Here is a 14,209-nt window from a genome sequence, read left to right as displayed (position 1 = left end):
CTGTGGAGTCCCGTAATGAAAACAATCGATTTTGAAATCCGCACGACCGATCTGAGCGCCAGCAACAAAAAGCTGGTGGGCTATGCCGTGCGCTGGAACAGCCTGTCAGAAGTTATCTGGGATGAGTTCCGCGAGCAGTTCGCGCCGGGGGCGTTTAAAGATAGCCTGGCATCCGGTAGTGATGTGCGTGCGCTGTACGAGCATAACTATACCCAACTGCTGGGGCGTACCAAATCCGGCACGCTGGTACTGTCAGAAGATGATACCGGGCTGCGCTTCGAGCTGACCCCGCCGAATACCCAGCTTGGCAACGATGTTCTGGAGCTGGTGGAGCGCGGGGATATCTCCGGCATGAGCTTTGGTTTCCGGGCGCTGAAAGAGGCGTGGGATATCGGCCAGTCTCCATACCTGCGCACAGTTACCTCTGCCGAATTGCGGGAGATTACCGTTACCTCTATGCCCGCTTATCCTGAGTCTGGCGTGGAAATTGCGCACCGTTCTCTGTTCTCCCAACATCCTGAACTGCGCCGCGCTGGTGATAACCGCCGACACTGGGCTGACTTAGCGGGGCTGTGATATGTGGAATATCTGGCCTTTTGGCCGTAAATCTGAGCCATCCGAACAGCGCAGCATGACGATTGATGAGTTTCTGGCGATGGCAGGGATTCCAAATACCGGATCAGGCGAATATGTGTCTGCTGGTACTGCGGAATCTTTGCCGGCGGTGATGAACGCCGTGTCAGTTATCAGTGAGGCAGTGGCAACAATGCCCTGCTATCTCTACCGCGTGCGCAACGATAACGGGCGTGAAGCACGGGAGTGGCTGAGTAATCATCCGGTAGATTTTCTCCTGAACGAGCAACCGAACGACTGCCAGACGCCTTACCAGTTCAAGCGCACGATGATGCGTCATTGCCTGCTGAATGGTAACGCCTATGCGGTGATCCAGTGGGGCCGTGACGGCCAGCCGCAATCCCTGCACCCATATGCGCCGGGGGCGGTTGTTCCTGAGCGTATCGGCCAGCATAAGTACAAATACACTGTTACTGAGCCGTTTACTGGAGCAGTGCGCACCTACCTGCAAGAAGAGATTCTGCACCTGCGTTACTCCACCGATGATGGTTTTCTGGGCCGCTCTCCTATCACTACCTGCCGTGAGGCGCTGGGGTTAGGTCTGGCCCAGCAGCGCCACGGTGCCAGCATTATGAAAGATGGCATGATGGCGGCGGGCGTAGTCACTACTGCTGAATGGCTTGATAGTGTGAAGGGTAAACAGGCGCTGGACGCGCTTGAGCGCTACAAAGGTGCCAGAAATGCCGGTAAAACGCCGATCCTTGAAGGTGGCATGGACTATAAGCAGCTTGGCATGAGCAATCAGGATGCTGAGTGGCTGGCCTCCCGGCGCTTCACCATCGAAGACATTGCCCGCATGTTCAACGTGTCGCCCATCTTCCTGCAGGAATACAGCAACAGCACCTACAGCAACTTCAGCGAAGCAAGCCGCGCCTTTCTCACCATGACTATGCGCCCGTGGCTCGCCAACTTTGAGCAGCAGATCAAATCCGCATTGCTGGTAGCGTCACCCGTACCGGGCATCCGCTATCAGGTGGAATTCGACTCTGCCGATCTTCTTCGAGCCACTCCAACCGAGCGTTACGCAACTTATGAGCGCGGTATCAAGAACGGGATCATGAACCCGAACGAAGCCCGCGAACGTGAAGGGATGCCGCCGCGTGAAGGTGGTGACGAATACAGCCAGGCATGGAAACAGGAAGTGAAGATCAGCAATGACAAAAAGGAAGGTGACGAATGAGAGTTGGAGGACTGAGAAACCGCGTCACGATCCTAACCTTCACTTCATTAAGATCACCTTCCGGACAGGTTATCCAGAAGTGGGAGAACGGGGAAACCATCTGGGCCGAGGTCAAAGGGATCAGCGGTCGTGAACTGGTGGCCGCTGGAGCTGAGATTGCCGAAGCCACTGTTCGTGTATGGGTTCGCTTTCGCCGGGATATCACCGCCGCTAACCGCCTGAAGGTGCTTACCGGCCCGCTTGCTGGCGCAACTCTCAACATCATCGGGCCACCTATCCCCGATTCTGGCATGACCCGCCTTGAAATTCTCTGCAAACAGGGGACTGAGAAATGACAACTGAAATTACCCTGGCTGAAGCAAAGCTGCATTGTCGTGTTGATGGTACTGATGAAGATGTGCTGATTCAGGCGTACATCGATGCAGCGCTGGAGGTCTGCCAGAAGCATATAGGTAAAAGGTTCGATAGTGGGCTGGAGTTCACCCCGGCGATCAAGATTGGTTGCCTGATGTACGTCTCTCAGTTGTACGAGTACCGCACGATGATTAGCGATGTGGAGGCGAAAGAGGTTCCCCTTGCTATCTCCGCGCTGTGGTCTGTCTATCGTGATGTGGGAGTGTACTGATGCCGTGGCAACCGTTACGCCGTTGCACTGAGCCGGGATGCAACAAGCGCGTGAAGTCTGGTAAATGCGATGAGCACAAGCGGGAAGTATGGCGGGCGCAGGATGCCAGACGCGGCCACCGTCGCGCTCGTGGTTACTCTGCTGCATGGGAGAAGTACCGCGCTCAGTATCTGAAACGCTATCCACTGTGCGTTGAGTGCCAGAAGCTGGGCCTCTATGTTCCCGCAAAGATTGTCGATCACATCGTCCCTATCAATGGTGGTGATGATGTTCTGTTCTGGCCTGAGTGGAATCACCAGCCGTTATGCCAGACGCATCATAACCAGAAGACCACGCAGCAAGACCCCATCACCAAAGCCAACCGCAAAGCGGGGATGTACAGCGAACAGGAAGAGCGGGCAGCACAGCGTAATAACTGGATGTATGAGAAAAATGATTTCATCTAAAAACTATTTTTAATGCAATCATTTAAATGATAATTATTATCATTTGGGGGTGGGGGGGATTTTCAGGACAAAACCCCGGGCGCGAGGCACCACCCGCCCCCTCAAATTTTTACGCACGGTGATTTTTTTGAAAATAAAACGCGACGGAAACGAGAAATTTTTATGGCAAGACCACCCAAACCGCCAGCTTACCTTGATGAGTTAGCCGCGCAGCAGTGGAAAGCGAAAGCGAAGCAACTGGCCGAGCGTGGCGATCTGACACCTGCCGACTGGAACAACCTTGAGCTTTTTTGCGTCAACTATTCGATGTACCGCAAAGCAGTGGAAGACCTTGCCAGCCGCGGGTTCAGCATTGTTAACAGTCAGGGTGGCGAGAGCCGGAATCCGGCACTGAGTGCAAAGGCCGATGCTGAAAAAATCATGATTAAAATGTCGTCACTGCTGGGCTTTGATCCGGTAAGCCGCCGCCGTAACCCGGTAGAAACGGAAGAGGAGGACGAGCTTGACCGTCTGGAATGAGTATGCAAATGCGATAAAAACGGGCGAAATTCCGGCCTGTAAGCGCGTAAAACAGGCCGTGGAAAGGTACTTTTCAGACCTGAATGACCCCCGATATGAGTTCGATACGGCGACCGTAGAGCGGTTTATTGCGTTTTCCCGGCTTTGCCCGCACGTCAAAGGGCCGCTGCGGGGGCTGCCAATCGAACTGGAGCCGTGGCAGCAGTTCGCCTTTGCTAACCTGATGGGGTTTAAAGTCAGGAAGTCAGGCCGTCGTAAGTACAGCAGCGCTTTTATAGAGGTGCCGCGCAAGAACGCCAAATCCACGGTGGCCGCCATGCTGGCTAACTGGTTCCTGGTGATGGAGAAAGGACAGCAGGATATCTATACGGCGGCAGTGAGCCGCGATCAGGCCCGCATCGTGTTCGACGATGCCCGCCAGATGTGTTTGCTGTCAAAACCGCTGAAAAAGCGCGTCAATATTCAGGCGCATAAAGTCATATTCCCGAAGAGCAACAGCCTGTTAAAGCCGCTGGCGGCGAAAGCGGCCACCATTGAGGGGACTAACCCCAGCCTGGCGATTGTCGATGAGTACCACCTTCACCCGGATAATGGCGTTTATTCCGCGCTTGAGCTGGGGATGGGGGCGCGTCCGGAGGCGATCCTGTTCGCCATAACTACCGCCGGGAGCAACGTTGTCTCCGCCTGTAAGCAACATTACGACTATTGCTGCCAGATTCTGGCCGGGGAAGAAAGCAACGATTCACTTTTTGTCCTGATCTACGAACTGGACGATGAAAGCGAGGTGGATCAGCCTGAGATGTGGATTAAGGCAAACCCTAACCTGCATGTGTCTGTTGACGCGGCGAAGCTGGAATCCACTATCCGGAAATCACGGGGTATACCCTCGCAGTGGGTGGAGATGCTGACCAAGCGTTTCAATATCTGGTGTCAGGGATCCACGCCGTGGATGGGGGCCGGTGCGTGGAATGCCTGTGCGCTCGACTATACCGAAGAAGACCTGGCCGGAATGGAGTGCTACGCCGGATTTGACCTGTCCTCAACCAGCGATATCACGAGTGTCAGTTACGCTTTCCCGTTCGACAGGGAGATCCGCCTCCTGACCCGTCACTATCTGCCGGAAGCCCAACTGCTTAACGTTGCCAACAAAAACCGCGCCATCTACCGGCAATGGGTGAAAGCGGGCTGGATTCGCACCACTCCCGGAGACTGTATCGACTATGACCGCATCCGTGACGATATACTGCGCGACGCTGAAACCTTCAATATCAGGCTGGTGGGCTTTGATACGTGGAACGCCACGCATCTGCGCACCCAGCTTCAGGGGGCGGGCCTTGATGTGGAGCCGTTCCCGCAAACCTATCTCAGGTTCAGCCCGGTAGCTAAATCCTTCGAGGTTTTCGTTAACCGCAGGGTGGTGCGCCATCGCAACGATCCGGTTCTGGCCTGGGCGATTGGTAACGTGGTGATGGAGTCTGACGCAAACGCCAACATCAAGCCCAACAAAAAGAAATCCTCCAACAAGATAGATCCGGCGGTATCAGCGCTGATGGCGTTTGGCACCTTCCAGGCAGAGCATCAGGATTTTGCTTTCGATATGAGCGAAAATCATAAAATAAGACTTGCTATGTTTAACGGTATTTGAGCTTCTTAAATTTTATTAGCGAGCATAAGCGTGATGGGTAATTACTTCACGCTTATCTATTATCTCGACGGATTTTTAGGTAGTGATTTGAGAAAAGCCTCTTTCGGTTTGCTTTTGTCTACCAGCGCTTTTAAAAAAGCCTTGTCGGTTGGAGCATAAGTGCTCTCTTCTAAAAGTAAGTTACCTAATTTTTGGAGTCTAAGGAACTGTCCTTCATCCTGAATTCTATGCCTGAGTGTGCTGTCATTTTTAATGGTTTCAACAAAAGCAGAAACTTTATTGATGTCGAAGTGCTCAAACATCTCAAGAATTAATGGGGCAGCGCCATTGGAATAGAAGTTCTTCCTGCTATAGTTATAACTTGAACCTGTCCTACCAACATATGTTTTTGTGATCGCAGAAACAAATTCTAAGACATTATCTTCCGGAATAAAGCCAGAAAAAGGCAACAAAGCTATAGTATATTTTTCTTCTTCGGCCCAAGAATCTAAAGAGTCACTAAGTAAATTTATAAGAGGTTCGATAATTACTTTTCTTGATGCTGGGCTAATATACATTAACCCGTCAACTAACAAAATAAATTGTTGAGCTTTCTCAATTTTATTATTGTTGCCTGATAGAAGGTATTTATCAAATTGCTGGCCCACTTTACTTTTATCTTCTTTAGGTAATAATACCCAAAGAATAGGTGCACAGAATTCAATGTTGCTTCTCAGTTCGCTTGATATATTAGCGGAGCAATACGTGCCAAAAAATCTATTGGAAAGTTCTGTTTTATAAACGGCTGGTAAGCTAGAAAACGCTTGTTTGACTGCCAGATCATTTTTATTGAAATCAGCAGAATCCATATCAGATAAATAAGTTGATATATCAATTATGCTAGGAGGGTATTCTTGTGAAAGAACATATCTATTACAATCATTTATAAGGTTTATAACTTTTATTAAGTCTGGCTCGCTACTTTGCGGGTGCCCCCCAAATAAATTTCGAGTTTCTCTTGCTTGATGTAAAAGTTTATGCCCTTCGCGATCGATTACTCCAATCTTGAATGCGCCATCAATGAGATCAAAGTCGATAACATGATCTTGAAAATCTTCATAAGTTTTTATCTCTTTCCTTTGTTTACATTCTTTATTAAAGAGATCTAGGCTACGATGCATAATCTTTTTTCTAAGATCATCAATGACTGCGTTCCAGTAAGCTGTTATTGCGCTCCTATAGCCTTTAACTGGTAATACTCTCATAGCTTCATGAATGTATGGGCAGTCAGTTACTTCTTCACGAACAGTGGATAAAGCTGCTTTTAGCAGGGTTACCTCTGTTGAGGAAAGAGGAACGGGAGGTGCCATTGGTAGGCTTATCTCTGTACGCTTCATCCAGGTTTTTTCCTAATTTTTTGTCTCTATAGCCTCACTTTATTTATTCTTCCAAAGATATCAAGTTTGTTCGTCACAGTACGTCAATGTTCAAATTTTTGTGTAGTCAATAGTGTAGTCAATCCAATAAAAAAGGCGCTTCCCCATGCCGAGTAGCGCCTTTTTAAACAAACACTTAACTGATTAGTATCAGTTCATGCCGTATTTTTTCAGTTTTTTACGCAGCGTACCGCGGTTGATGCCCATCATCAGCGCCGCGCGGGTCTGATTACCACGGGTGTATTGCATCACCATGTCCAACAGTGGCTGTTCTACTTCAGCCAGTACCAGCTCATAGAGGTCATTAACATCCTGACCGTTCAGTTGAGCAAAATAGTTCTTCAGTGCCTGTTTTACCGAGTCACGGAGCGGTTTTTGGGTTACCTGATCCTGAGAGTTAACGGTAGAAACGGTCAGTACGTCAGAATTTACGCGTTGTTCGAACATAGTTCTGTCAGCTCTTTATTTCTGTTTACGCAAAATTTTCGAAGTATGCCTCCAACGCCTCCAGCTGTTCGCTGGCATTCTCAATGGCGTTGAATGTGCGCCGAAACTGGTCATTCGGGGCGTGCTCCTGGAGATACCAGGAGACGTGTTTACGTGCAATTCGGTAACCTTTTGCCTGACCGTAAAAGTCATGCAGTTCCCGAACGTGCGCGCAAAGCAAGCGCTTAACCTCTGCCAGTGGCAGCGGAGCCAGCAGCTCCCCAGTGTCCAGATAGTGCTGGATTTCCCGAAAGATCCAGGGTCTTCCCTGAGCTGCGCGGCCTATCATCAGGGCATCCGCCCCCGTATAGTCGAGCACAGCTCTGGCTTTAAGCGGGTCAGTAATGTCGCCATTCGCGATAATCGGAATGGAAACTTTCTGCTTAACTGCCCGAATCGTGTCGTACTCAGCTTCTCCATTGAACAAACAGGCGCGGGTGCGTCCATGAATGGTCAGAGCCTGAATGCCACACTCTTCAGCCAGTTGGGCAATCTCTACGCAGTTACGGTGCTCAGGGGCCCAGCCTGTGCGAATCTTCAGAGTTACAGGAACATCCACTGCGCCAACCACCGCGGTGAGGATCGATTTCACCAAATCCGGGTGCTGCAACAGGGCGGAACCTGCAAGCTTGCGATTCACCTTTTTAGCCGGACAGCCCATATTGATATCAATAATTTGAGCGCCACTTTCCACGTTAATACGTGCGGCTTGGGCCATCTCTTCCGGGTCGCTGCCCGCAATTTGCACGGTGCGAATACCGGGCTCATCAATGTGCACCATCCGCAGTCGTGATTTGTCGCTTTCCCAAACCTGCGGGTTAGACGACATCATCTCGGATACGGTTAAACCGGCTCCCATCTCGTAGCACAGCGTCCGGAAAGGTCTGTCAGTAATGCCAGCCATGGGCGCTGCGATCAGGCGATTTCTAAGCTGGTGGTGTCCGATGCGCATGAGTTAAGAAATGACCATACTGTGACTGCAAGGCGGCGTATATTACGCATTTTTTGCACGAGATGAAAGGCCAAACTTTGAGCAATCCACTGTTGTAGATCAAGGAATAGCCAGTCCTGGCGAGGCAAACAGGCATTACATCATAATTTTCATTGGGTTATAGCAAAGCTAAAATTTTTAGCTTGCTGATAAATTCACGAGATTTATCGTTTTTAATGGGGCAATAAGCAGCATAACTGCTGATTTTTAAGCCAAAAAAAAGCGGATTTTGCGAACCCGCTCTCATTTTTATGCTGGTATTTACAGGCTGCTACTCGACGACCAGCCGGCCATACAGCTGCTGAGTAGGGCGGTTATTGGCGTGCCCGAGCGCAGATTTGAACGCGTCAAGTTGTTGGGGAGAGAGTGTCAGGGGCTGTTTCATTACCAGCCAGGTGACTCCTTCCGAACAGGGCGGTGTGGTTAGCGACCCGCTAAAGCGCCAGTAGGTCTTATCACGCGGCAGCAGCGCCGCCATATCGATGTTCTGCGCCGTTAGCGCTGTCGAGCCCCCGCGAGTAGGGAGATGCTGCCACAGCGACGCCAGCTCGCGGTTAGCCGCCCCCGTTTCAAACAGCACCGCGACAACGGTGATATCACCCTTTGCGGAGGTGTGAACCAGGTGCATCTCCAGCGGGGCATGTTTGCCATGCAGGGTATGCTCACTGGGAGCGTGGAAGTGGAACTGCTGCAAATGCGAGACAATACCTGCCAGCTCAATGGTATTGAGGTTATTGATAAAATTGGCTTGCAGCGTATGGCCGTTGTTTATCAGCAGCGCAGGGCTTTCGTGGTAGTGGTTGCTAAAGGGCGTGAGGTGAGCAGTGACGATATTATCAATATCAATTGGTGACTGGTTTTTACCACTCTGGCAGGTCTGAAACTCCTGACTTAACTCACCCCAATGTTCCGGCGAGGTTGCGCCTTGATAACTCCAGTGAGCGGAGCAGGCAAATAGAGGAAACAGGCTTGCCACAGCGAAGGCTGTTTTTACTATACGAAGTGACATAGTATTCATCCGATGAATATTTATAAATCAATGATTTACCATCCGTTGATACAGCGGCGGCTCATTATAAACTTCACGGGAAATAAATCACTACAAACGGCAGGGAAATAAAAAGCGTGGCCGGGAGGCCACGCTGTGGGGACTATTTTTTCTGACCCGTAATACGGCACCACTCCTCTTTTTCAACCACCGGATCGAGGTTGAACAGGTTGGTATAGGCTTCACAAACGCTCTCTGCCTGGCTGGCAAGGATGCCCGACAGCCCCAGTAGCCCGCCCGCAACGGGCAGAACGCTAATCAGCGGTGCCAGTTCGCGCAGCGGGCCGGCGAGGATATTCGCGACCACCACGTCGGCTTTCATCTCTGCGGGCTGATCGTCCGGCAGATAGAGTTCAAGGCGGTCTGAGACGCCATTGCGCTCGGCATTATCACGGCTCGCCTGGATCGCCTGCGGATCGATATCGATCCCGATCGCTTTCGCCGCGCCCAGCTTCAGTGCCGCGATCGCCAGAATGCCGGAGCCGCAGCCAAAATCGATCACCGTTTTGCCGTTAAGATCGAGGCCGTCGAGCCACTGCAGGCAGAGCGACGTTGTCGGATGGGTGCCGGTGCCGAATGCCAGGCCGGGATCGAGCATCACGTTAACGGCGGTTTCATCCGGCACATCGCGCCAGCTCGGGCAGATCCACAGCCGCTCGCCAAAGCGCATCGGGTGGAAGTTATCCATCCATTCGCGCTCCCAGTCTTTATCTTCCAGCTGCTCAATTTTATGCGCGAAGCCTTCGCCCAGCAGCGGGTGGGAGGCGAGTTGGGCAACCACGTCTGCCATCTCTGTTTCAGCATCGAACAGGCCGATCACATCGGTATCGCCCCACAGGCGAGTCTCGCCCGGCAGCGGCTCAAACACGGGCGTGTCGTGCGTGTCCTGGAAGGTAATGGAGACTGCGCCTGCTTCCATCAGAGCGTCGCTCAGATCTTCAGCATGCGCGCCGGTGGTGTTCAGTTTCAGTTGGATCCATGGCATGGCGTTACTCTTTATTGATTAGCAGAAAGGGAAGCAGCCTGCGGCACCGGGCGACCAAAACGGTTCCCGACCACAAAGGCTAACAAACTTAGCAGCAGCGAGGGCACAATCGGATGAAAGCCCAGGTACTGAATATTCAGGGTGGCGAGCACGGCATACAGCACGCCGCCGACAATCATGGCGCTAAGCGCGCCTGCGGCATTTGCGCGCTCCCAGTAAAGCCCCAGCACCAGCGGCCACAGGAATACGGCTTCAAGACCGCCGAACGCCAGCAGGTTCAGCCAGATGATCATCTCCGGCGGACGCCATGCGGCCAGCATCATCAGCACACCGAGAATGAGCGTGGTTGCCGTCGAAATACGCTTCAGACTCGGCTCATGACGAATTTTAGTTGGCTGGGCGCTGAGCCACAGATCTTTAATGATGGTGGCAGAAGCCTGTAACAGATGAGCGTTGACGTTAGACATGATCGCCGCCATCGGCGCGGCGAGAAACAGCCCGGCCGCCCACGGTGGCAGCACTTCCACCATTAAAGTTGGGATCACCTGATCCGGCACCGACAGATGCGGCAGCACCGCCCGGCCCAGCGCGCCCGCCAGGTGCATACCGAGCATCAATAGCGCAATCACAATGGTGCCGATAATAATGCCGCGATGCACCGATTTGCTGTCTTTATAAGAGATGCAGCGCACGGCGGTATGCGGCAGGCCAATCACGCCGAAGCAGACCAGCACCCAGAAGGAGGTCATAAAGGCCGGGGTGAGGATGTCGCTTGCGCCGTGCGGGCTGACCAGTTTCGGGTCGATCTGCCGCAGGGTATCAACCGCATGATGCAGGCCGCCCGCCGCGTGGATCACCCCCGCCAGCAGAACAAGCGTGCCGATCAACATCACCATTCCCTGCATGGTGTCGTTCAGTACGCTTGCGCGAAAACCGCCAAACGCGGTGTAGAGCGCAATGGTGATGCCGAAAATCAGCAGGCCAGATTCATACTTGATGCCCGCAGCGGTCTCCAGCAGCCGCGCGCCGCCGATAAACTGCACCGCAATCGCCCCGACAAAGGCCACCAGTAAACTGATGCTGGCAAGCCACACCACCGCCCGGCTCTGATAGCGGGCCATCAACATATCGTTGAGGGTAATGGCGTTATAGCGGCGGGCAAGAATGGCGAATTTTTTGCCAAGGATACCGAGCGACAGCCAGATGGTCGGCACCTGAATCATCGCCAGCAGCACCCAGCCGAGGCCGAATTTATAGGCAGCGCCAGGGCCGCCGATAAAGGAGCTGGCGCTGACATAGGTCGCCGTCAGGGTCATCGCCAGCACAAATCCGCCCATCGAGCGGCTGCCGAGGAAATACTCGCTCAGGAAGGTGCCGCTGCTGCGCTGACGCATAGCATAGAAAGAGAGGCCGAAAACGATGAACAGGTAGATCACCAGCACGGCAATAATTTCAGTTTGCATCCTTATCCTCCAGCGGGATATCACGGAAGATAAAACGCACCATCGCCCAGCAGAGCAGCACAAACACCAGCGGCGTTAACAGGCAGGCCATCTCGAACCAGTGGGGTAAACCGGTGATGCCCTGCGCTGAATCCGGTAGGTAAGCACACACTAACCAGGCAGCAAGATAGAGAAGGGTCAGCCACAGCGCCCAGCGGGCCTCAATGTGTGCCTGAACAAAACGGTTGTCCATTTTATTCCCTTGTGGATGAAGAAAGCGGGGATTGTACCTTAAGGAAAAGATGAGGGGAGAGAAAAAGAAAAAAGGCCGGAAGAACCGGCCTTTTGCGCGTAATCGCGATTATTTTTCCTGCAGACCGAGTTTCTTCTCCAGGTAGTGGATATTGGTTCCACCGTGCTGGAAGTTCTCGTCGGACATAATGCGCATCTGCAGATCAACGTTGGTTTTAATCCCGTCGATGATCAGCTCCTGCAGCGCATTCTTCATGCGTGCAATCGCCACATCACGGCTCTCGCCGTAGCAGATCAGCTTGCCAATCATGGAATCGTAATACGGCGGTACGGTATAACCGGCGTAGATATGCGATTCCCAGCGCACGCCAAAACCACCTGGCGCATGGAAGCGCGTGATTTTGCCCGGGCTCGGCAGGAAAGTGTTGGGATCTTCGGCGTTAATACGGCATTCGACCGCATGACCTTTGATCACCACCTCTTCCTGAGTGATGGAGAGCGGCTGACCGGCAGCGATACGCAGCTGCTCTTTGATCAGGTCAACGCCGGTGATCATTTCGGTTACCGGGTGCTCTACCTGAATACGGGTGTTCATCTCAATAAAGTAGAACTCGCCGTTCTCAAACAGGAACTCGAAGGTACCCGCGCCGCGATAGCCGATATCAACACAGGCTTTCGCACAACGCTCACCGATGTAGCGACGCAGTTCCGGCGTGATGCCCGGAGCCGGTGCCTCTTCAACCACTTTCTGGTGGCGGCGCTGCATGGAGCAGTCACGCTCGGCCAGATAGATCGCGTTACCCTGACCATCTGCCAGCACCTGGATCTCGACGTGGCGAGGATTTTCCAGGTACTTCTCCATGTAGACCATGTCGTTGTTGAACGCTGCTTTTGCTTCCGCGCGCGTCATGGCAATGGACTGCGCCAGGTCGGCGTCTTTGCGCACTACGCGCATACCGCGACCGCCGCCGCCGCCGGAGGCTTTGATGATAACCGGGTAGCCGATGCGTTTTGCATGGGCACGGTTAGCGTCAACGTCGTCGCCCAGCGGGCCGTCAGAACCCGGTACGCAAGGTACGCCCGCTTTCTTCATCGCGTTGATCGCGGACACTTTATCGCCCATCAGGCGAATGGTGTCGGCTTTCGGGCCGATAAAGATAAAGCCGGAGCGCTCAACCTGCTCAGCGAAGTTGGCGTTCTCAGAGAGGAAGCCATAACCCGGGTGAATCGCCACTGCGCCAGTGATTTCGGCCGCAGAGATGATCGCCGGGATATTCAGGTAACTTTTAACGGACGGTGCCGGACCGATACAGACCGTTTCGTCCGCCAGTAATACGTGTTTTAAATCGCGATCCGCCGTGGAGTGCACAGCGACGGTCTTAATGCCCAGCTCTTTACAGGCACGAAGGATTCGCAGTGCGATCTCGCCGCGGTTGGCGATAACAATTTTATCCAGCATGTGCGCCTCGTTACTCGATGACGACCAGCGGCTCGTCAAATTCAACCGGTTGGCCACTCTCGACCAGAATGGCTTTCACCACGCCTGATTTATCGGCTTCGATCTGGTTCATCATTTTCATCGCTTCAACGATGCAGAGGGTGTCGCCCACGTTAACTGTCTGGCCGATTTCGATAAAGGCTTTCGCATCCGGGCTCGGGGTGCGATAGAAGGTTCCGACCATCGGGGAACGTACGATGTGACCACTGATTTCTGCTGCGGCTGCCGGTGCTTCTACTGCGGCTGTCGTCGCGACAGCATTCGCCAGGGCAGGCTGTTGTTGCATCATCGGCGCGGCATAAGCCTGCTGCATCATCGGGAAACTTGCGGCAGGTGCACTGCGGCTAATGCGCACAGACTCTTCGCCTTCGGAGATTTCCAGTTCGGAGATGCCTGATTCTTCAACCAGCTCGATCAGTTTTTTAATCTTACGAATATCCATGAGTGGGTTCCGTACTCTTGTTTAGTGTGATTGTGACAGGCGTTTTACCGCCGTCTGTAAAGCGTATGAATAACCGTCCGCACCAAGCCCGCAGATAACGCCAACGGCAATATCCGAGAGATAGGAGTGGTGGCGGAACGGCTCCCGCGCATGTACATTGCTGAGGTGGATCTCGATAAACGGGATATTCACCGCCAGCAACGCATCACGGATAGCAACACTGGTGTGCGTAAACGCGGCCGGATTAATCAGGATGAAGTCAGTTACGTCTTTAGCCTGATGAATACGGTCGATGATTGCGTACTCCGCGTTAGACTGAAAATGTGCCAGTTCCACATTAAGTGCCGCGCTTTCTGTACTCAAAGAATTAACAATCTCCTCAAGTGTCAGGGTGCCGTACTTCTCCGGCTCTCGCGTACCGAGCATATTCAGGTTCGGTCCGTTCAAAACCAATACATGGAACTTATCAGCCATTATGCTGCTATCTCCTGCGATTCTTCGGCAAAAAACAAAATATACCTTCGATTCGCGCTTGTCACCTTTTCGGAGCTTAAAAAAGTCCGATAAGCGAACCAAAGTCGCACATTATAACCATTTCGTTG

17 protein-coding genes are annotated in these 14,209 nt (G+C 52.7%); 7 read left to right on the top strand and 10 right to left on the bottom strand.

Annotation, left to right across the window (positions count from 1 at the left end; genetic code table 11):
• Positions 1-15: 15 nt before the first annotated feature.
• The 7 genes from SOM48_RS12195 (at position 16) to SOM48_RS12165 (ending at position 5,048) form a co-directional block, all read left to right on the top strand.
• Positions 16-576 (top strand): HK97 family phage prohead protease, encoded by a 561-nt coding sequence (locus SOM48_RS12195; RefSeq protein WP_320512022.1) that lies wholly within the window; start codon positions 16-18, stop codon positions 574-576.
• Between the two features lies 1 nt (position 577).
• On the top strand, positions 578-1,813 hold the full coding sequence (locus SOM48_RS12190; RefSeq protein WP_320512021.1) for a phage portal protein: 1,236 nt from the start codon (positions 578-580) through the stop codon (positions 1,811-1,813).
• Positions 1,810-2,148 (top strand): phage head closure protein, encoded by a 339-nt coding sequence (locus tag SOM48_RS12185; protein ID WP_320512020.1) that lies wholly within the window; start codon positions 1,810-1,812, stop codon positions 2,146-2,148. Before SOM48_RS12190 ends, SOM48_RS12185 begins: the two co-directional genes overlap by 4 nt.
• Positions 2,145-2,438, top strand: a complete 294-nt coding sequence (locus SOM48_RS12180; protein ID WP_032422840.1) for a head-tail connector protein — start codon at positions 2,145-2,147, stop codon at positions 2,436-2,438. Before SOM48_RS12185 ends, SOM48_RS12180 begins: the two co-directional genes overlap by 4 nt.
• Positions 2,438-2,884 (top strand): HNH endonuclease signature motif containing protein, encoded by a 447-nt coding sequence (locus tag SOM48_RS12175; protein ID WP_320512019.1) that lies wholly within the window; start codon positions 2,438-2,440, stop codon positions 2,882-2,884. Before SOM48_RS12180 ends, SOM48_RS12175 begins: the two co-directional genes overlap by 1 nt.
• Positions 2,885-3,046: 162 nt before the next feature.
• The gene (locus SOM48_RS12170; RefSeq protein WP_000113647.1) at positions 3,047-3,403 is read left to right on the top strand and encodes a phage terminase small subunit P27 family; all 357 of its coding nucleotides are present in this window, start codon (positions 3,047-3,049) and stop codon (positions 3,401-3,403) included.
• A complete protein-coding gene (locus SOM48_RS12165; protein ID WP_032980620.1) occupies positions 3,387-5,048 on the top strand; it encodes a terminase large subunit in 1,662 nt (553 codons plus the stop codon). Before SOM48_RS12170 ends, SOM48_RS12165 begins: the two co-directional genes overlap by 17 nt.
• Before the next feature lie 59 nt (positions 5,049-5,107).
• Here the strand turns inward: SOM48_RS12165 and SOM48_RS12160 are convergent, their stop codons facing one another.
• From SOM48_RS12160 to aroQ, 10 genes are all read right to left on the bottom strand, one after another.
• On the bottom strand, positions 5,108-6,424 hold the full coding sequence (locus tag SOM48_RS12160; protein ID WP_043056437.1) for a hypothetical protein: 1,317 nt from the start codon (positions 6,422-6,424) through the stop codon (positions 5,108-5,110).
• 189 nt (positions 6,425-6,613) lie between these two features.
• The gene (gene fis / locus SOM48_RS12155; protein WP_000462905.1) at positions 6,614-6,910 is read right to left on the bottom strand and encodes a DNA-binding transcriptional regulator Fis; all 297 of its coding nucleotides are present in this window, start codon (positions 6,908-6,910) and stop codon (positions 6,614-6,616) included.
• Positions 6,911-6,935: 25 nt separating this feature from the next.
• Entirely contained in the window at positions 6,936-7,901 is a 966-nt protein-coding gene (gene dusB / locus SOM48_RS12150; RefSeq protein WP_034813628.1) for a tRNA dihydrouridine synthase DusB, read from the bottom strand.
• A gap of 310 nt (positions 7,902-8,211) precedes the next feature.
• Positions 8,212-8,949, bottom strand: a complete 738-nt coding sequence (locus tag SOM48_RS12145; protein WP_320512018.1) for a carbonic anhydrase — start codon at positions 8,947-8,949, stop codon at positions 8,212-8,214.
• Positions 8,950-9,091: 142 nt separating this feature from the next.
• Positions 9,092-9,973, bottom strand: a complete 882-nt coding sequence (prmA, locus tag SOM48_RS12140) for a 50S ribosomal protein L11 methyltransferase (protein WP_042713123.1) — start codon at positions 9,971-9,973, stop codon at positions 9,092-9,094.
• An 11-nt stretch (positions 9,974-9,984) separates the two neighbouring features.
• Entirely contained in the window at positions 9,985-11,436 is a 1,452-nt protein-coding gene (gene panF / locus SOM48_RS12135; protein WP_023480847.1) for a sodium/pantothenate symporter, read from the bottom strand.
• Complete coding sequence (locus SOM48_RS12130) at positions 11,426-11,668, bottom strand: YhdT family protein (protein WP_023481056.1); 243 nt, start codon at positions 11,666-11,668, stop codon at positions 11,426-11,428. The genes panF and SOM48_RS12130 overlap by 11 nt, the downstream gene beginning before the upstream one ends.
• 108 nt (positions 11,669-11,776) lie before the next feature.
• The gene (gene accC / locus SOM48_RS12125; protein ID WP_023480919.1) at positions 11,777-13,126 is read right to left on the bottom strand and encodes an acetyl-CoA carboxylase biotin carboxylase subunit; all 1,350 of its coding nucleotides are present in this window, start codon (positions 13,124-13,126) and stop codon (positions 11,777-11,779) included.
• Positions 13,127-13,136: 10 nt separating this feature from the next.
• Positions 13,137-13,607, bottom strand: a complete 471-nt coding sequence (accB, locus tag SOM48_RS12120) for an acetyl-CoA carboxylase biotin carboxyl carrier protein (RefSeq protein WP_320512017.1) — start codon at positions 13,605-13,607, stop codon at positions 13,137-13,139.
• Positions 13,608-13,628: 21 nt separating this feature from the next.
• On the bottom strand, positions 13,629-14,081 hold the full coding sequence (gene aroQ, locus SOM48_RS12115; protein ID WP_042713122.1) for a type II 3-dehydroquinate dehydratase: 453 nt from the start codon (positions 14,079-14,081) through the stop codon (positions 13,629-13,631).
• Positions 14,082-14,209: the final 128 nt, after the last annotated feature.

The sequence above is a fragment of the Kosakonia sp. CFBP8986 genome (assembly GCF_034044935.1).
GTDB classification, from domain to species: domain Bacteria; phylum Pseudomonadota; class Gammaproteobacteria; order Enterobacterales; family Enterobacteriaceae; genus Kosakonia; species Kosakonia cowanii.
This window is presented reverse-complemented; position numbering and strand designations above follow the sequence as displayed.